The sequence below is a fragment of the Microtetraspora glauca genome (assembly GCF_040656155.1).
Lineage (GTDB): Bacteria > Actinomycetota > Actinomycetes > Streptosporangiales > Streptosporangiaceae > Microtetraspora > Microtetraspora glauca.
Window position 1 is genome coordinate 176,872 of sequence record NZ_JBFALK010000016.1, and the last position, 19,764, is coordinate 196,635.

The 19,764-nt window shown below is 70.2% G+C and carries 9 protein-coding genes and 1 pseudogene; 5 read left to right on the top strand and 5 right to left on the bottom strand.

Annotation, left to right across the window (positions count from 1 at the left end):
- Positions 1-119: 119 nt before the first annotated feature.
- Genes AB0I59_RS27850 through AB0I59_RS27870 form a run of 5 tightly spaced genes read left to right on the top strand, consistent with a single transcriptional unit; the run spans position 120 to position 15,793 of the window.
- Positions 120-2,717, top strand: coding sequence for a hypothetical protein (locus AB0I59_RS27850; RefSeq protein WP_358137547.1), 2,598 nt, complete (start codon positions 120-122; stop codon positions 2,715-2,717).
- Positions 2,714-6,172: a DUF6603 domain-containing protein gene (locus AB0I59_RS27855; protein ID WP_358137549.1), complete on the top strand. Its 3,459-nt coding sequence runs from the start codon at positions 2,714-2,716 to the stop codon at positions 6,170-6,172. Before AB0I59_RS27850 ends, AB0I59_RS27855 begins: the two co-directional genes overlap by 4 nt.
- Entirely contained in the window at positions 6,169-9,159 is a 2,991-nt protein-coding gene (locus AB0I59_RS27860; protein ID WP_358137552.1) for a hypothetical protein, read from the top strand. The genes AB0I59_RS27855 and AB0I59_RS27860 overlap by 4 nt, the downstream gene beginning before the upstream one ends.
- Complete coding sequence (locus AB0I59_RS27865; protein ID WP_358137555.1) at positions 9,156-14,045, top strand: hypothetical protein; 4,890 nt, start codon at positions 9,156-9,158, stop codon at positions 14,043-14,045. The genes AB0I59_RS27860 and AB0I59_RS27865 overlap by 4 nt, the downstream gene beginning before the upstream one ends.
- On the top strand, positions 14,042-15,793 hold the full coding sequence (locus AB0I59_RS27870) for a hypothetical protein (RefSeq protein ID WP_358137557.1): 1,752 nt from the start codon (positions 14,042-14,044) through the stop codon (positions 15,791-15,793). The genes AB0I59_RS27865 and AB0I59_RS27870 overlap by 4 nt, the downstream gene beginning before the upstream one ends.
- 20 nt (positions 15,794-15,813) lie before the next feature.
- On the opposite strand, the gene AB0I59_RS27875 is transcribed toward AB0I59_RS27870, so the two are convergent.
- From AB0I59_RS27875 to AB0I59_RS27895, 5 genes and pseudogenes are all read right to left on the bottom strand, one after another.
- Entirely contained in the window at positions 15,814-16,572 is a 759-nt protein-coding gene (locus AB0I59_RS27875; RefSeq protein ID WP_358137638.1) for an SDR family NAD(P)-dependent oxidoreductase, read from the bottom strand.
- Positions 16,569-16,937, bottom strand: coding sequence for a hypothetical protein (locus AB0I59_RS27880; RefSeq protein WP_358137641.1), 369 nt, complete (start codon positions 16,935-16,937; stop codon positions 16,569-16,571). The genes AB0I59_RS27875 and AB0I59_RS27880 overlap by 4 nt, the downstream gene beginning before the upstream one ends.
- 136 nt (positions 16,938-17,073) lie before the next feature.
- Positions 17,074-17,865: pseudogene (locus AB0I59_RS27885) on the bottom strand (MFS transporter); the annotation flags it as partial.
- Positions 17,866-17,943: 78 nt separating this feature from the next.
- Entirely contained in the window at positions 17,944-18,525 is a 582-nt protein-coding gene (locus AB0I59_RS27890; RefSeq protein ID WP_061252647.1) for a TetR/AcrR family transcriptional regulator, read from the bottom strand.
- A gap of 76 nt (positions 18,526-18,601) precedes the next feature.
- Complete coding sequence (locus AB0I59_RS27895; RefSeq protein ID WP_061252646.1) at positions 18,602-19,720, bottom strand: PP2C family protein-serine/threonine phosphatase; 1,119 nt, start codon at positions 19,718-19,720, stop codon at positions 18,602-18,604.
- Positions 19,721-19,764 lie beyond the last annotated feature (44 nt).

Here is a 19,764-nt window from a genome sequence, read left to right on the forward strand (position 1 = left end):
CGCTCTCCCAGACGGGCCGGAAGGAACGCGCCGCCGAGCCCAAGACACCCGACGAACTCATCAGGAAACTGTGCGCCCCCCGGTCTGACGATTCATGCCGTTCCATCCGATGGAACCGGATGGAACGGCATATAGGAAAAGGGGTCGCCAACCGGTCCACGGGCGCGGCAGGCGGCCGGCCGCTACCGGATGGAACCCCGGTCGGCCGTTCACAGCCAATTCCCGGGGGGAGCATATTGAGTCTTCTTCTGTTTCCGCACTGCGATGTGCACATGGTGGTCGGCAAGAAACTCAAGATCAAGGTGAAGTACCGCCGCGATGGCGAATATGATCAGCCGCACCGGTTTGACGATGTCACCGATCCGACATTCGATTTCTACGCCCCGTACGCGCCGATCGGCCATCGTTTCGACAACCCGCCCACGATCAGCAACGGAGAGATCACCGCTACCACGCCGGGGATCTACCTGTTTCAGTGCAGTGCGAGCGAGTACTCGATCGTCGGCCGGTTGCAGGTGCATTCGGGGTTCGAGGACTGGTGGTTCGGCAACGACTCGATCACCACCGCGCTGGACCCCGAGTTCGCCCACGCGCAGCCGACGATATACGCCCGGTTCACCCCTGACGACACCGGCACCGACCTGGTCGGAGACATCACCGGGCACGGCTACGTGCCGTTGACATCGACCGGGCCGGCGGTGGAGGTCGCCCCGGAAGGCCGGCTGCGTGGCACAGCCGAGACTGCGCAACCGGTCGACCTGATCGGCGACTTCCTCAACAAGCAGCGGCGGCTCCCGGTCCGGGTGGTGGATTACGGCAAGCGCCGGGAGGTCCTGGACCGGGTCGAGCACTCCCGCGTCCACGATCCGGCCAAGGCGCCGAATCTGCTCTTCCTCAGCGAGGGCTTCCGGGCGTTCAACCAGCCGGACTTCACCCACGCCGCCTTCATCGCCCGCGGCCGGCTGGCCAAGCCCCGCCACGCGCCGTTCAACCGGCTGCTCCGCGGCATGAACGTCTACCAGGCCGCCCCCGACTCCACCCAGGAGCTGCTCACCTGCGGCTACCGGGTGTGCTACCAGTCTGGCAAGCACCTGGCCAAGCCGGTGCCGTTCGAGATTCTTGAAAAGATCGACGGAAAGGACGATACACGTGTTCCGCGGTACTACCAGGTACTGGAACTCGTGCACCGGGTCGGCCTGCCGAAATGGGGCGAGTCCCGCGACCGCGCCGCGCTGGTGGCCGAATGGGCGAGCCAGCATCTGGACTTTGACAGCGACCGGGTGCATAAGGACGTGGTGGAGGCGTGGAAGGCGCAGCAGTTTTCGGGCCCACTCCAGACCCGCGACACCTTTTTCGGCCTGCACCTGGGTCAGCGCCTCGCCGACCAGACGCCGCGCCTAGGCAAGGTGTCGAAGCCGGCCCCGAACGCCTCCGAGGACGACATACGCAAGTTCGTGCAACGGCTCTACTCCTTCTTCAATATCCGCACCTCCCAGACGATGCACCTGGACCCACGGCGGCACCCACCAGAGCTGTACTGGCCGGGCGCGGACAACCCGCTGACGTCCGTCTACCGCTACATCGGCGGGCTCGCCGAGCGGGACGCACCGCACCGGAACGTGGGCGAGGAATGGGTGCCGGTCGAGGAGCGGCTGAAGCCGAGCCGGGGACTGGTGGTCATCGTCGCCTACGACGACAAGCAGGGCGGGGAGAACATCGAGAATGGGTTCGCCTGCCTCACCCTGTACGACAGCCCCAGGGTCCATGCCTTCGCCGGTGATCCGGCACCGCTGGCGATGCGGCGCCTCCGCCCGGTCGACGGCATTCCCTTCGACAAGGACAAGTTCTCCGACGTCGTCGCACATGAGCTCGGTCACAGCTTCAGACTCGGCGACGAGTACGAGACGTCCGGCCAGGCTCGCGTTGAATGGTACGAGTACGACAACCTGACGACGCGGGACTTCATCCAGCATGGACAGAGACCCTCGAAGTTCGACGCGAACAAGGTGAAATGGTTCAACCTGCGGCGGGTCAGACTGGCCTCCCGGGTTGTGGCGGTGACGCGGTCCCCTGGCGGGGGTGGCATTCTGGTCGAGGTTCCGGCCGAGGACCGGGTGCTCTGGGAGAACGCCCTGACCCAGACCCCCACCACCAAGGTCTGTCTCAGCCGGCCTAGAAGCACCGGGCGGCAACTGCCGTTCACCGTCGACGGGCCCGACGTCGACCCCACCCTGATCGAGGATCTACGCGGGAGGGTCCTGGACGACTTCCCGATTCTCGATCTGACCGGGCCGGTGCCGCCGGAGAACAAGTTCCTCTTCGGGCCGGGATCCGTCCTGTTCATCCCGCAGACCGGCCGCAATGGCGTCCCCCGCTACCTGATCGAGGATCCGGTCCGCGCCCACCTGCTGGTCGGCGGGGATCCGCTCAACGCAGTGATCTCGGCGGTGCCGAACGATGACCCCGACACGCCCGTGCAGATCAACGGCTTCGCCCCCGCTTCACCGACCAGCAGCACCATCGGCGTCTACGAGGGCGGCGGCCACAGTTCCGTCGACGTCTATCGTCCGGCCGGCACCTGCAAGATGCGCAACCAGCACCTGGCCGGCGACGAGGCAGAGTTCTGCTTCGTCTGCAAATGGCTGATCGTGCACCGGCTCAACCCCGCCCTGCACAGCTGGTTGGACACGACCTACCGATCGGGGAGAACCCCATGACTGAGCCGAGTACCTTCGACCGGGTCCTGGGCGAGCTGGGGCTGGCGCTGCGGCCGCTGGCGGACTCGCTGGCGTCGCCGCAGGCGGCGCTGGGTCTGCTCCGCGAGCTGGGCTGGATCGCGGAGGCGGTCCCGCAGCCCCTGCTCGACCTGCGTACCGACCTCGACACGCTGACCGAGGGCCTGCGCCGGCTGTACGGCGAGGCCGGGGTGGTGACCGGCGACACGACCGACCTCGCCGCGCTCCCCGGGGACGTGGCCCGGGTGCTGGCCGCGGTGGACCGGATCCTTTCCGCGATCCGTGCCCTGGCCACCGCGCCGGACGACGTCATCCCGGAGTCGCTCCGCGCGGACGGGTTCGGCGAGAAGTTCCCCCGGCAGCTGATCGACCACCTGGTGAGCGACTACCTGATCACGTACCGGCCCCGGCTCGGCTTCGCGCTGCGCGCCCTGGGTGTGCTGCGCACCACCTCCGAGCCCGCCCAGGGCGACCGGCCGCCGTACCGGAGGACCGTCCTGGACCTGGACCGGCTGCCGCAGACGCTGACCAGCCCCGGGCTGATGCTGGCGAACGCTTTCGGCTGGGGCAGGGACGACTTCGACCACGGGGAGCTGCTCTCCGCGATCGACGACTTCCTGATGTCCGCCGGTTTCGACATCCGGTTCGGCCCGGTGGACGACGCCACCGCGACCGGCCTGCTCGGCCTGCCCGCCGAGCAGGACCTGCCGCTCGACCGCACCATGCCGCGCGGGCTCAAGGCCGTGCTGCTGGAGGGGTTCGTCAACGGGGCGGTCATGACCGGGGACGTGCGGCTGCTGCCGTTGCCGGGCACCGCGACCGGCAAGCCCGGGCTGGCGATCGTGCCCGCGCTAAACGGCGAACTGGACACCGCGTTGCCGGTCGGCGGCGGCCTGACCGCGACCGTGCGCACCGACCTGGACCTGCAGGGCGGGGTCGGCCTGCAGGTACGGCCGGGTGAGCCGATCGGCCTGATCGTAGGTTTCCGGTCCGGGACCGCGCCCACCCACGCGACCGGCTCGATCCAGGTCAGGCTGGACGGCGGCGACGCCACCGGCACGCCGCGGGTGCTGCTGGGCGCCGCGGACCGTACCCGGCTGGTGCTGCGCGGCGTGAGCGGCGCGGGCGGGGTGCGGCTGGACGCCGACGACGGGGTGGACCCGTACGTCGAGGTCGAGCTCAAAGGCCTGGAGTTCGTGTTCGTGCCCGACGGCTCGGACGGCTTCCTCTCCGTGATCATGCCGGCGGACGGGTTCGCCTTCGAGACCGATGTGACCGTCGGGCTCTCCCACCGGGACGGGTTCTCCTTCCGCGGCACCTCCAACCTGGAGATCGACGTTCCGGCGCACCGCCGGATCGGCCCGGTCGAGGTCCGGTCGCTCGCGGTGTCCGCGATGCCATCCGGTGGGAGCCTGCAGGTCACGCTCGGCGCCACCTTCGCCGCCTCGCTCGGTCCGGTGCGCGCGGTGGTCGACCGGGCCGGGCTCAAAGCGGAGCTGGAGCCGCGGCCGGATCTCGACGGCAACCTTGGCCCGGTCGAGCTTTCGACGGGTTCGCTGCCGCCGTCCGGCGTGGGCCTGTCCATCGACGCGGGCGTGGTCACCGGAGGCGGCTATCTGCGGTTCGACGCCGACCGGGGCGAGTACTCGGGCGTGCTCGAACTCGAACTCGCCGACACGCTCTCGCTGAAGGCGCTCGGCCTGCTCACCACCCGCCCGTTCTCCCTGATGACGTTGGTCACCGCGGAACTCGGCGACGGGGTGCCGGTCGGGTTCGGATTCACCTTGCTGGAGGTCGGTGGGCTGCTCGCCCTCAACCGGGGCATGAACGTGGCCGCCCTCACCGAGGGGGTGCGTACCGGATCGCTGACGTCGCTGATGTTCCCCCGCGACGTGGTGGCGAACGCGCCGAAGATCCTCAGCGACCTGCGTACCTACTTCCCGTCCCGCCCGGGAACGTTCCTCGTCGGGCCGATGGCGAAGCTGGCCTGGGGCGCGCCCCGGCTGATGCACCTGACCATGGGCCTGATCGTGGAGATTCCCGGCAACGTCGCCGTGGTGGGCGTGCTGCGGGTCGCTCTGCCACACGAGGACCGCCCGGTCGTGCTGCTCCAGGTACAGTTCGCCGGCGCGATCGAGTTCGACAAGAAGCGGCTGTACTTCCACGCCACCCTGTTCGACTCCAGGATCGCCTCCGTTCCCCTCAGCGGGGAGTTCGGCCTGCTCGTCGCGTGGGGCGAGGACGCGAACTTCGTCGCCTCGCTCGGCGGTTTCCATCCGAACTTCGCACCGCCCGCGCTGCCGTTCCCGACGCCGCGCAGGGTGACGATCAGCCTGCTCAACTCCTCGGTCGCACGGCTGACCGCGCAGGGGTACTTCGCGATCACTCCGAACACGGTCCAGTTCGGCGCCCGGCTCGACCTCTACTTCAAAGTGTCGGCCTTCAGCGTGACCGGCTTCGTCGGCTTCGACGCGTTGCTCCAGCTCTCGCCGCTCCACTTCGACGTCGAGATCGCCGCCGCGATGTCGGTGAAGGCGTTCGGCGTCGGCCTGTTCTCCGTCAAGATCCGGGGCAGTCTGGACGGCCCCTCCCCCTGGCACGTCAAGGGCCACGGCGCGATCTCGCTGCTCTTCTGGGACCTGGACGTCGACTTCGAGCACACCTTCGGCGACCGGCACGTCCAGCCGGAGCTGCTGATCGACGTGCTCGCCGCGTTGACGTCGGAACTCGGCAAGCCCGAGGCCTGGCGCGCCGTGGCCCGCGACGGGCGCCTGCCCGCGGTGACCGTACGCGAGCCGGGCGACATCACCCTGCACCCGAACGGCGTGCTGCGCGTATCGCAGAAGGCCCTGCCGTTGGGGCTGACGCTCGACAAGGTGGGCACCCAGCGTCCCGTCGGGGCCAACCACCTGACGCTCGCCCCTGCCGGCCCCCTGGTACGGGTCGCCGACGCGCACGACGAGTTCGCGCCGGCCCAGTTCGTGGAGATGTCCGACGCGGACAGGCTGAGCAGGCCCGCGTTCGAGACCCAGCGATCCGGGGTGGACATCGCCGCGGCCGGTGCCGACGTGCGTACCAGCGGGATGGCCAAACGGGTGGTCCGCTACGAGGAGATCCTGCACGACAGATCCTTCACCAGACAGCGGCGCCGGTTCGCCCCGTACCAGGAGGGTCTTTTCACCTTCCTGCTGCGTGACAACGCGGTGGCGCGCTCCCCGATGTCGCGCTCCAGCAGGGACCTCCTGCGTCCGCCCGGTGAGACGGTCACGGTGTCGGGTGAGAGCTACAGCGTGGCGTACACGGCCGACAACCGGGCCTTCGCCCCGGCCTTCGCCAGCGCGGCGGCCGCGCATCAGTTCCGGGCGGAGACGGTCGCCGACGATCCGGCCATGGCCGATGCCGTCCACGTCATTCCGAGCTTCGAGGTGGTGTCATGACCTCACCTGCCTACGCGTTTCTTCCGTGGCTGCGGCAGGGCCTGGCCAACCAGGTGACCGCCGCCGACGGCGACCCGGCGGTGCGGGTCCGCCCGCGGGTGACCGTCTCGCTCACGGCGAGCGGCCGCGCCCCCGGCGGGGCCGTGCAAACCCGGCCCGTCACCAAGCAGGTCTCGCTGTACGGCCCGGCCGACATCCAGGGCATCGACCCCAAGGTGATCGTGCGGACCGAGCCGCGTCCCTGGATCACGAACGCCGAGCCCAACATGCTGGCCCACGTGGACTTCTACGACGAGGACTTCCCCTGGCGCTACACCCCCGCGGCCGCCGCGGCCGGCAGGCTGCGGCCGTGGCTCACCCTGCTCGTCCTCACCGAAGAGGAGTTCCACGACGGCCCGGCAGGTAGCGGCGCCCCGCTGCCCAGGGTGGAGATCACCGATCTCGCCATGCTTCCCAAGCCCGACCAGCTCTGGGCGTGGGCGCACGTGCACGCCGACCTCGGCCTGGGCGCGACCGACGGCGAGATCGTCTCCGGCGACGGCCCGGCGGTCGCGGCCCGGCTCGCCGCCGCCCTGGCCGGCAACCCCGACCTCGCCCGCTCCCGGCTGCTGTGCCCGCGCACCCTCGTGCCGGACACCGCCTACCACGCGTTCCTGGTGCCCACGTTCGAGGGCGGCCGCCGGGCCGGCCTGGGCCTCGACGTCGGCGACATTGCGGCCACCATGTCGGCCTGGGCCATGCCGGGCGCGGAGACCGGCGCTCGGCCGCAGCCCACGTGGTTCCCGGTGTATCACCGCTGGTACTTCAGGACCGGCGCGCGGGGCGACTTCGAGACCCTGGTCCGGCTGCTGCGCCCGGCTCCGATCGACCCGCGGGTCGGCACCCGCGCCATCGACGTGGAGCATGCCGGCTCCGGAGTACGCGGCATCGACAAACCGGAACTCGGGGGCACGCTGCGCCTCGGGGGAGCGTTGCGACCGCCCGGGTTCCCCTTGCCCGGCGATCCCTGGGATGCCTGGGACGAGCCGTTCCCGCGCCCCCTGCAAGAGGACCTGGCCCGCCTGATCAACCTCGCCGACGACTACCGCGCCGAGGCCGACGAGGACCCGGTCATCTCGCCCCCGCTGTACGGGCGATGGCACGCGCTGACCGCCCGCGTGCGCACCGACGAGCCACCGGACGGCTGGGTCCAGCGGCTGAACCTCGATCCCCGATTCCGGATCGCCGCGGGCCTCGGCGCCAAGGCGGTGCGCGAAAACCAGGAGCGGTACATGCAGGCCGCCTGGGAGCAGATCGGCGAGGTGCTGGCGGCCCAGCGTCGCATTCGCAACGCCCAGTTCGGCCGGCAGGTGAGCAAGGTCTGGCACGAACGGCATCTGGTCACCGCGTTGTCGTCGTCCCAGCGGGCGTTGCACCTCACCGCCCCGCTGCACCGCAGGATCGTGTCCGAAGGCGAGACGCTGCGTCAGGCGCAGACCACCGCCCGGGTCTCCCCGACCCTATCCTCGGCGCCGTTGCGCCGGATGCTGCGCCCGCGGGGCCGGATGCTCGGGCAGCTGCCGTTCGGCGAGCACCACGGGCCGCTGGACCTGCTGGACCGGGTCAACTCCGGCGAGGCCGACCCGGCCCCGCCGGACCCCGCGCCGCCCGGCGTCCTTGTCGCGGACGCGGCCGCGACGCTGGTCGTCAACCCCCAGGCCGCCGAGATCGTGCGGGAGTCCAGCCTCACCGTCGCATGGGTGACGGGGCTGCCGGGAGCATCCGGGTTCACCGTCGGCACGCTCGACAAGCCCGGTGGACCCGGCCGTGGCGGTGTGGACAGCCCCGAGGCGCAGGACTTCAAGGAGGCCCTGGAGGACAGCTTCGACTTCCGCGAGACCGCGGTCGAGGAGGGCAGCCCACCGGTGTTGCGCGACCTCGATCTGGATGGCATGGCGCAGACGGCGGTGGACGCGCTGGATCCGGACGTGACCATCCCCCGCCGGATCGGCTCGACCGTCGGCATTCCCCAGATGGTGCGCGACGAGGTCGGCTCAGGCCTGGTCGAACCGATGGCCTACCCGGTGATCGACCAGCCGATGTACGAGCCGTTGCGTGACCTCGGCACCGACCTGTTCCTGCCCAATGCCAACCTGATCGGTGCCAACACGGTGAGCCTGCTGGAGACCGACCAGCGGTTCATCGAGGCCTACCTGGTCGGGGTCAACCACGAGTTCGCCCGCGAGTTGCTGTGGCGGGAGTACCCGACCGACCAGCGCGGTTCGTCGTTCCGCCAGTTCTGGGACGTGCGGGGCACCCTGGCCGACGGGCCGAGCAGGGAATCGCTCCGCGACATCCCGCCGCTGCACGAGTGGGCCGTCACCTCGGCCCTGGGCAGTCATGATCACCGCGATACGGGCGGCGGGCGGGACGAGCTCGTCCTCGTGATACGCGGTGAGCTGCTCAAGCGTTATCCGAGCGCGGTCGTCTACGCGCATCGGGCGCGATGGCCGGAACCGGACGAGACGGGATCGCGACGGCTGTCGGCCGACCCGTCGGCGGTCCGCACGCCGCGATACGCCGCGAAGATCGATCCGGACATCACGATCCTCGGATTCGATCTCACCGCGGAAGAGGCCGTCGGCGGTGACGACATCGGTGAGGATCCGGGCTGGTTCTTCGTCATCAAGGAGCGCCCCGGCGAGCCCAGGTTCGGTCTGGACACCGAGCCGAGCGCGGAGCTCACCGTGTGGAACGACCTGTCCTGGCCGGAGGTCCAGCCGGGACCGGCCGGCCGCTACATCGACCTCGCCACCGCCCCGGCGTCCTTGCAGCTCACGCCTCCGGCCGGGTCGCCCGAGACGGCGCAGCACGCCGAGGACGTCCACGTCGCGTGGGATTCGTCGATGACCTCCGCCGACCTCGCCTACATCCTCTTCCAGGCCCCGGTGCTCGTCGGGGTGCACGCAAGCCAGATGCTCAACACGTCTTCAGGGGAATCCGCATGAGCCGGCTCACGACCGACCCGCGAGAGGGCATCACCAGGCTCGACGACAAGTCACCGATCATGCTGATGCCGGTGCGTCTGGAGACCCGGTTCGCCAAGGACTCCACGCTTCTGGTCCGGATCTATCCGGACGGCTGCAACATCTCCACCTTCGACGAGGCACTGACAGCGTCAGAAGTGGACAACGTACGGCGTTACTGGACCGAGGTGCGCGAGGCGGGCACCGAGGCCCAGTTGCGGGCGGCCTGGCGGCGGCTGGTCGCCGCGCACGGTTCCGGCCGGTCCACCTGGCTGCAGGCCGTGCACCGGCCCGTGAACCCGGCCGGCCCGCCGGTCTTTCCCGACGTGGAAACCAAGCAGGACGCCTGGTCTCGGGCGCCGCGGGTGCTGTTGATGCCGCAGCGGTTCGTGGTCATCGGTTTCCGCGCCGGCGAGAATCCGCTGGTCGAGCTCGGCGCCGAGGTCGACCAGGACCTTTTCGCCGGGCCGGATCCCGCCGCCACCGGTGACGACCAGCTGCGTCACGACGAGCGCGGCGACCTGGTCATGCCCGAGCGGCTGCGGTGGCTGTCCGACTTCGACCGGGCGGTCGAGGTGGGAATGGGCCTGCGGATCCCGCTCACGCCAGAGCAGGCCCAGGGCGGATTCGATCGGCTGCTCGTGCTCGGCGTGCGGATCGGATCCGACGCTGAGGAAGGCGCATCCAAGCTGCGCGACCTGCTCTTCCAGCATGCCTACAGCCGCACCGGCGTGGCCATCGTGGCCCGCGGCACGCCCACGAACAACAGCGAGGACGCCGACTCTGGCTACGGCCGCCGCGACGACCCGGACGCCTCCTTCGACGACCTCCGCGAACCGGCCTACGAGGTCACCACGGACGACGAGAAGAAACGGGACGGGCAGCGGCTGGCCGAATACCTCGGACTGCCGGCCGACTCCTTCGTCCACACCCATGGCGCCGCCGGGACGGATCACTTCACCGCGCGGGCCATGAACACGCTCCTGTGGCCGGCCACGTTCGGCTACTGGATGCGGTCGATGATGGGCGAGGTGTTCAGCGACGGCGCGGCCGACGACACACGCCAGTTCTTCGAGCGGCACGTGGTCGGCGGCGGTGTCGTGCCGACGATGCGGATCGGCGCCCAGCCGTACGGCATCCTGCCGGCCACCGCGTTCTCCCGCCTGGAATGGCCTGATCGCGACGCCGACGTGAGCAAGCTCGCCATACCGCTCTACCGCGTGCTCGACACCATCCGGCAGGACTGGACGCCTCTGGTGGAGCGGGTGGCGCGCATCGGCGGCCCCACCGACGATCCACACCAGACGCTGCTGGACGTGCTCGCGTTGCATCCAGGCTCGGTGGAATGGTCGCAGCGTTACGCCGAAAGCCTCACCACCCTGCTCAACCGGTTGCATCTCCGGGGCCTCGGCGGGGCGATACAGCAGGTGCAGCTCGCTCAGCAGCGCACCGCCGGCCGCCAGCTCCTGGCCCGCCTCGGTTACAGCGGCACGGCCGTGCCGCCCATACTCAACCAGGTGTTCTCGGGGCGGCAGAACCTGCTCACCGGCGGGGTGGTGGAGGCGCTGCCGCCGTCGGAGACCGCTCCGCTGCGGCCGTCCACCGTGGATGGCCGTAACTACCTGGCCTGGCTCGCGTCGGCCGCCCAGGGCGGCCTCGACAGGCTCTACAACCAGCAGGACTTCGTCGACGACCGGCCGCCGGCATCGCTGCTCTACCTGATGGCCCGGCACGCGTTGCAACTCGGCTACCACGAGGTCGCGGTCCGGCTGTACCGGGCCAGTGGTCTCTATACGCAGGCGCAGGCCCGAGCCGCCCGGATCGACAACCCCATCCTGCACATCAGCTCCGGAAACCCGCTGAGCGAGAGCCGCTACCAGCTGCTCTACGCCACCGCCGCGCCGATCACCGGGAGCCCGACCCGGCGGGTCTGCGATCACATCACACAGACGATCGGCTCGCCCGGGAACAGAGAGCTGGCCGCTCAGCTCGACGCGTTGGAGCGGCTCCAGAACGCTCCCACCGCGCAACTGGAACGTGCCTTCGCCGATCACGTCGACACCTGCTCGTACCGGCTGGACGCGTGGCTGCTCGGCCTGGTCGATCTCCAGCTCACCCGGATGCGTGAACAACTGCCCACCGGCCTGCACCTGGGTGCCTACGGCCTGGTCGAGGACCTGCGGCCGGGCCGGTCCGAGCGGGCCGACTTCGTGCCCGAGGATCCGGATGTCGCCAAGGACTTCTCAGACGGTCCATTGACGCTCGACCCGGCCAACCAGGGCTTCGTGCACACCCCCTCGCTCAACCACGCGGTCGCCGCCGCGGTGCTGCGTAACGGCTACCTGTCCGGCGTGGCACCGGGCGAGGGCCCCGCGGTCGACCTGTCGTCCGCTCGGGTGCGCGCCGCGCTGGCGCTGATCAACGGGGTCAGGGCCGGCCAGAGCCTGAGTGACCTCCTCGGCTACCAGTTCGAGCGGGGCCTGCACGATCGGTACGGCATGGCCGAAGTGGACGGCTTCATCCTGCCGCTGCGCAAGGCGTTCCCGCTGCGGGCCGACCGGATGGCGTCGACCCGAACGGATGACGGTGTGCCGATCGAGGCGATCGAGGCCGGCAACGTGCTCGACGGCCTGGCTCTGGTGGAGCGGCTGCGCACCGCCGGGTCCTACCCGTTCGGGGCCGCGGGTCTGCCTCCGGCGAGCCCGGCCCAAGCGGCCGCGATCAACGCCGAGGCGCACCGGCTGCTCGACACCCACGACGCGGTGGCCGATCTCGCGCTGGCCGAGGGCGTATATCAGGCCGTGATGGGCAATTACGATCGCGTCGCGAGCACGTATGACGCCTACGCGAAGGGGACGAGCCCCGCCGAGCCCGACATCGTGCGCACGCCGTCCAGTGGCGTGACCCTCACGCACCGGGTGGCACTCCATCTGCCGCCCACGGCGGTGCCGGGGCCTGACGCGACACCGCGGGCCCGGATCGAGCCCGCGGTCGACGCCTGGCTCACCGGTGTACTGCCGCCTCTCGACGAGGTCGGGTGCCGGGTCTCGTTCCGCTCCGCGAGCAGCGGAACCGACGTCATGCGTGAGATCACTCTCGCGCCGCTCGGTCTGCGACCCGTCGACCTGGTGCGGATCGGGCGTACCGACGCGCTGTCCGAACTCGACGATCGGGTGCGGAGGTGCGTCCGGGCGACCTTCGATCCGCGCCCCGACCAGCCCATCACCATCGACTATCACGAGGCGGCGCCAGGCCAGGTCAGCGTGTTCGAGCTGCTGCCCCTGCTGCGGGCCGCGCACCGGCTGATCAGTCTGTCGCGTCCGCTGACCGCCGACGATCTGGCGCCCGCCGCCGACACCCGCCACGCCGACGAGCCCTCGCCGTTCATCGACCGTCAGCGGGTCGGCACGGTGGATTCCGCGTTGCGGGCGGTACGGTCCGAACTCGCCACCGCCGCGAACGCGCTCGCCGTACCCGACCCGGCCTCCGGCCTGGCCTCCGACGTGGACGAACGTGTGGACTCCGCAGTGGAGGCGCTCGCGCGGGCCGATCTGTTCGGGCTTGCCCAAGCCGGGTGGGGCTTCGCCTACGAGAGCCTCGGGGCGGCCTACGCCGACCTGCTGGCCGCGTGTGCCGACACCGCACAACGCTGCGGTGACCGGCTGGACCGGTTCGCCGAGGAGTTCGCGCGGTACGAGGCCGTCCCGCCCGAGGGATCCGACGAGGCGCGATTCCTGTTCCTGAGCCGGGCCGAGGCAGCCATCTCGACGGCGCCGCTCCTGCCCCGGCCGTCCACCCCGGCGGCGTACGCGGCGGCCCTGCAGGCGGGACCCGTCGCCGACATGGTCGCGGCCAGGGACCGGTACCAGGCCGTGGCGGTCTCCACCCGTACGACGGCGTCGGGTCTGCGCGCCGACATCATGGCCATCCCCGCGGCCCAGCCCGTCGATCTGGCCCCGCCCGACCTGGGGTCGGCCGAAGACCGGCTGATCCACCTGCTCGCCGACACCCGGTCGGTGCTCCTCACCGTACTCGCCGAGGCCGACCGGCGGCTGGCGGCGGCCGCGGCGGCGTTCCAGGAGCACGACGGCACGACGTCACCGGCCGAACGGGTGACGGCGCTCCAGGAGGCGGCGAAGGCGCTGCTCGGTGATGACTGCCGGCTGATACCCGAGTTCACCATGGACGGCGAGCGGGCTGACCGGTTCTCCGCGGCGCTCACCGAGAGCCGGTCCGGGGCGCCGTTCGCCCACCTCGACGTGGACTTCCCGGTGGACACCTGGTTGCACTCGACCGCACGGGTACGGGAACGGCTACACGACTGGGAACAGCTCCAGGTGTTGTCCGGCGCCTTCGGCCGGCAGGAGCCGGAACTCGACGCGCTGCAGTTGCCGCCGGTCACCGGTGAAGGCTGGCTCGGCCTCGACATCCGGCCGGATCAGGTGGTCGACTCCGACCGGCTGCTCTACACCGCTCACCTGGCGACCGGTGTCGTCCCTGGCACGCCGCAACGAGGGCTGCTCCTGGACGAGTGGACCGAGACGATCCCGTCGTCCACCGCCGAGAGCGGCATCGCCTTCCACAGTGACCGGCCGAACACCGAGGCAGCACAGGCGATGCTGCTGGTCACACCGACCCTGACCCGCGGTTCTTGGCAGTGGGACGACCTGGTCGACGCCGTGTGCGACACCATGGACCTGGCCAAGCTACGCGCTCTGGAGCCGCGTCACATCGGTGAACTCCCCTACGCGCCCTTCCTGCCGGCCACTCTGATGGCCAGCCAGGTCCGGCAGCTCACCATCGCCGCCGACCTCGCACTCAACAACGTGTTCGCGAATGTTCCGTCTCCCATGAAGGCCAAGCCATGACCGAGAAGTACATCACAGCGGAACTCAGCGCGGTGGTCGCGTCCCGCGGCAGGCCCGGTGTGACGTTCTGGAACCGTCTCGAGGGCTGGCCTCGTACCCGCGCCTTCGATCGCGCGCTCCGGGCCGAGGTCCGCGACGCGCTCTGGATGCTGACCCGTCAGTGGCAGGTCGGCGAACTCCGCGGCGAGGATGCCGGATCCCCCATCCACGCGAAGGTACGTGTCGACACCACGCCGGTACGGGCGTTCCGGCCTCCTGGCGACGACGGCAAAGCGCCGGTGGCGGACCTGCCGCCGCAGGCCTCAGTGGAGCAGCTTCCGCTGCCGTTGCTGATGGACGGCGTGGAGATGTCACTCGATCTGCGCCTGCTGATGGGCAGGTACTGGTTGAAGCTGCTCGCCAGGGTGCTGCCCGCCGCCGCGGACGCCTACCGGGCCGCCTACCCCGTACGTCGGCCCGACCCGGGCGAGGACGCGGCGATCTGCGCCCATCCTCTGGCGTGTGCGTCGTACCGGGCCGCCGCGAACCGGCTGATGGACGGCGCCGCGCTCTACCTGTCCATCGTGGGCGGTGCCCCGGCCTCGACCGGCATCGACGAGGTCGCCGGGGCCGAGGCCGAAGTGGACGCGCTGGGCACGCGGTTCGTCGCCTGGTTCGACCGGCTGATCAGCCGGCCCGAAGCGGCCACCGCCTGGCGACCGGAACGGATGGAGTACGGCTTCGTGGCCGACGCCGGGTCACGCGGCACGCCGGTCGGCCTGGTAGCCGAGGAGTATTCCCATGGCCGGATCGACTGGCACGACCTCGACGCCGCGCCCGTCCCTTCGGACCCGGGTGACGACGAGACGGCGCCGACTCGGCACGTGCTCGGCATGCTGCCCACCGCCGCTTCGTTCAACGGGATGCCGAACAGCCGCTGGTGGACCTTCGAGGACGGCCGGACGAACTTCGGTGGCATCCGGCCCGACAGCACCGACCTGGGCACGCTGATGCTGATCGAGTTCGGGCTCGTCTACGCCAACGACTGGTTCGTGGTGCCCTTCACCCTTCCGGTCGACACGGTGGCGAGGGTGCGCGGCCTGGTCGTGACCGACGTTTTCGGGGAGCGCACCTGGGTGTCACGGGCCGAATCGGACGGGTGGCGCCTGTTCCGGACGAGCGTGGCGGGCGGCGGAGCCGTCGCGGACCACGACCTCGTGATCCTCGAAACGGCCGACCACCTGCAGGAGAGCGCGCCGCTGGATGAGGTGGTCTTCGTCCGCGACGAGATGGCCAATCTGGTGTGGGCCATCGAGAAGACCATCCCATCGCCGCTCGGTGTCGGCGTGGCCGGCGCGGATGCCGGCCACGAACTGCGTGAGTTCCTGTCGCGCGGACCCGCTCCCGCACCGGCCGAGGGGACGGACATCCGGTACGAGGTCATGACCTCGGTGCCTGAGCACTGGATCCCGATGATCCCGATGCACCGCCCCGGCTCCGACCGCGCGATCCAGCTCCGGCGGGCCGCCATGCCCCGCGCGTCGTCTCCGTCCGCTCTGGTACGGCCGCGTACCTGGTTGCTGCAGGAACCCGGCCTGCATGTCCACGAGGAGGAGGTGCCCAGGGCCGGAATCCGGGTGAGGCGGACCTACCGGCGCGTCCGTGACCGGCAGGGGCGGGTACGGGTCTGGCTGGGGGCGACCAAGCAGACGGGTCGAGGTGAGGCTTCCAGTGGGCTGGTCTTCGACCAGATCGTCGATCCTCGCTGAGTCGCCCCTGCTCGTGCGGCTCAGGCGGTAGCGCCTCCGTCGATGACCAGGTCGTGTCCGACGGTGAAGCCCGCTGCGGGTGAGGCGAGCCAGATCACCGCGGAGGCCGCTTCGGTGAGTGTTCCGACCCTGCCGATCGGCAGTGCGCCCTTCAGCCGCTCCGCGCGGGCGTCCTCGGTCTCTCCCTGCCGCAGGGACATGGCGGTGTCGATGGGGCCCGGGCTGATCGCGTTGACGCGGATGCCCTGTCCGATGCACTCCCTTGCCGCCGCTCGGCTCAGCGCGCTCACCGCCGCCTTCGAAGCCGCATAGGCGCCGAGGTACGGCAGCCGCATGTGCGCGCCCAGGTTGGAGGCCGTGTTGATGATGACGCCGCCGCCGTTGTCGCGCATGTGGGCGATCTGGTGCTTCATGCTGAGGAAGACTCCGGTCAGGTTCACTGAGATCAGGCGGTCCCAGGCCGCCTCTTCCATGTCCGCCAGTGGTCCGGCTTCCATAACTCCTGCGTTGTTGAAGGCGATGTGCAGGCCGCCGTGCCGCTCCACGGTGGTCGCGACGAGCCGGGCGACGTCACGGGAGGAGGAGACGTCGGCGCTGACCGCGTCGGCCCGGCCCCCTTCGGCCTCGATCAGCTTCACGGTCTCCGCGAGGGGTTCGGCGTTGCGCCCTGCGACCACCACGGCCGCGCCTTCCCGAGCGAAGGCGAGCGCGGTGGCCCTCCCGATGCCGGAACCTCCACCGCTGATCAGGGCTACCTTGCCGGTGAAACGTGCGGTCATTCCGATTCTCCTTTGCTTACTTGGTGACGGCGCATGAGCGCCGCGAACAGGGCGGTGACGAGCAGGGCAGCCGCTGCGACACGGAGAGCGAAGGCGTAGCCGCTCGACGGCTGATGGGAGTAGGCGGTGGCGAGGAAGACCAGCACCGCGAGTCCGAGAGGAGGGCCGATTTCCATGGCGGTGTTCAGCAATCCGCCGGCCAGTCCTGCCTGGTCCTCTCGCACGTCCCGCAGCACGGCCACCGTGGCGGCCGAGAACGTCAGGCCGGCTCCGAAGGGAAAGACGACCAGTCCGGCGTAGGGCGCGTCGAGGAAGCTGAGCAGCGACAGGCCGACGGCCGCTGCCGCCAACCCTGCCGCCAGCACGCGTCGGATCGCCAGACGGGCGATGAGCCATCCGGCCAGGGGGCCTGAAGCCAGAACGGCGGGAGCGGGCAGCAGGAAAGGCGGCCGATGTCTGCAGCGACGACAGGCCGCGTACCTCCTGCAGATAAAGGGAGAGCAGGTAGAACCCTGTGGCCATCGCCCCTGCGCACGCCGTCACGGCGATCAGGGGGAGGACACGCCTGCGGAGGAAGGACAAGGGCATCAATGGGGCCGAGGAGCGGCGCTCGGCCCATCCGAACAGGACGAGCAGCGCGATGCCGCCGAAGGCCATCCAGCCGGAGCGCTGCAGCCCGTAGATGAGCAGGGCCAGACCGGCGGTCGCCGGCACCGCGCCGAGCCAGTCGATCCGGCCCCGGACCGGCGGGTGGTCCGGGGGGAAGAGCCGGACGGCCACAGGTGCCGCGACGGCCGAGACCACCACTGGGGCCAGGAACACCCAACGCCACGGCACCCATGTGATCACCACGCCCGACAGCACGGTTCCCGCCGTCGCACCGGCGCTGCTCAACACGCCCCAGATCGCCATGGCCCGTCCTCGGCGATGCCCGTCGGGGAACACGACGCCCACCAGCGCCATCGCCGCCGGCGCCGCCAACGCCGCGCCGACCCCTTGGGCGAACCGGGCGATCAGCAGCATGCCCGCCCACGGGGCGAGGCCGGCCGCCGCCGAGGCGAGGCCGAAGACGACCACGCCGGTGACGAACATCCTTCTCCGCCCCCGCGAGTCCGCCAGCCGCCCGCCGAGTAACAGCAGCCCACCGAATGCCAGGCCATAGGCGGAGGTGACGAGCACCATCCCCGTGTCGTCCACACGCAGATCCCGCTGTACGGCGGATAACGCCACGGTGATGACCGTGATCGCCGCGATGAGCGTGACCTGCACGGTCCCGAGCAGGGCGAAGGCCATCAGCCCGGCCCGCCTATCTAGATCGATCGTTCTGTTATCTGGGTACGCGAAACGCTTCTCGTCACCGTGATCACTTCCTCAGCCCAGGACGGCCAGCGCCTGCGTGGCGGCGTCGCGCAACCTGCCGGGTTCGGGATGCGCACGCCCGAGGACGCGCATGCCTTGCATCAGCACGAGCAGGAAACGGGCCAGCGCGCGTGGATCCTTGTCGTCCGAGATCTCGCCTTGCGCACGCGCCCGGGTCAACGCCGAAGTCAGCGCGGCCTCCAGGACGTCCCAACTCGCCTCGATCCTGCGACCTATCTGCGGATCGCGCGACATGCCCTCCACGGCGGCATTGACCACCATGCAGCCGCGTCTGCGCTCGTCACACAGGGATTCCTCGGCGTATGCCCGGACCATCGCGCGGACGGCGGGAAGGGCCGGACCAGGCTGGGACAGCATTTCCACGACCCCGGGGTCCCGCGTCTCCACATACCTCTCAAACGCCTTCACGTAGAGGTCGCGCTTACCACCGAAGGTGGCATAGATGCTCGCCCGAGCGATGCCCAGATGTTCGACCAGGTCGGCCATGGAGGTCGCCTCGTACCCCCGCTCCCAGAACAACTCCAGCGCCTTCTGCAGAACCGCGTCCGGGTCGAACTCCTTTGTCCTCGCCATGCGCAGAACCGTAAGCCTATCCAGATCGATCGGTCAAATATTGGACCCGACCAGACCCGCGGCTTTGCCGGGCCGATCAGTCGCCGGGGGCGCGCTGGACGGCGATCATGGCGGCGTCGTCGGCCAGGCGTCCGCCGACGTGGGCGAGCAGGTCCTCGCGCAGGTGGTGGACGAGCGCCAGGGGGGTCTCGTCCTCGCCCCAGGAGGCGGCACGCTCGGCGAGCGGGTAGAAGACGCCCTCGGGACTCCGGGCTTCTACGACGCCGTCGGTGTACAGCAGGAGCAGGTCGCCGGGTTCGAGCGTGAACGTGTCCGCGCGGTAGTCCGGGTCGGCCAGCTCGCCCAGGCCCAGCGGCGGCGCGGGACGCGTGGGATGAAGCGTGATGACCTGTCGGCCGCGCAGCAGCAGGGGAGGCGGGTGCCCACAGCTCACCATGCGCATCCGCGGCGACGCGTCCGGGATGTCGACGACCACGGCGGTGATGAAGCACTCCCCGGCCTTCTCCGGTTCCGAGGATTCGGCCAGGTTCCAGCAGACGCTGTGTTCCAGATAGGTGAGGAGATCGGGCAGTGTGGCCTGGCGGTGGGCGGCCTCACGGAAGGCGAAGAGCAGCAGGGCGGCGTCGCTGATGGCGGTCAGGCCCTTGCCCATCACGTCGCCGACGATCAGCCTGGTGGCGTCGGCCGTTCGCGCGGCCGCGTACACGTCGCCGCCGATCTGCGCCTGTTCCTGCGCCGCCAGATACACCGACGCCACCCGCAGCGGCCCGAGCCGCTGCGGCAACGGCCTGAGCACCACCCGCTGCGCGGCCTCCGACACCGTACGCACCTGCGCCAGTTCACGGGTGCGCCGATCCCGCAGGTACCGGAACGCCGTGACGATCACCGAGACCACCACCAGCGAGATGATCTGCGACTGAAAGTACATCGTGTCCAACAGGTTCTGGTCCAGGATCACGCCGACGGCCACCAGGCCCGTGACGGCGATCGCGGCGACCATCGCGGTGGCGAAGGCGCCGGCGAACGACGCGGTGATCGCGGGCGCCACGACCAGCAGCGGTCCCATCGGGATCCCGATGGGGGTCAGCAGGTCGACCACTATGATGACCGCGATCAGAGCGAGCGGGAACGCCAGCAGGACGTCGCTGGCCTGCCAGGGGCGATGCCGGTGCGGTAACAGCCGCCACGGGCGCATACCTCCTGCTTACACCCGGCCCTGCGGCGCGGTTCCGGCAGGTG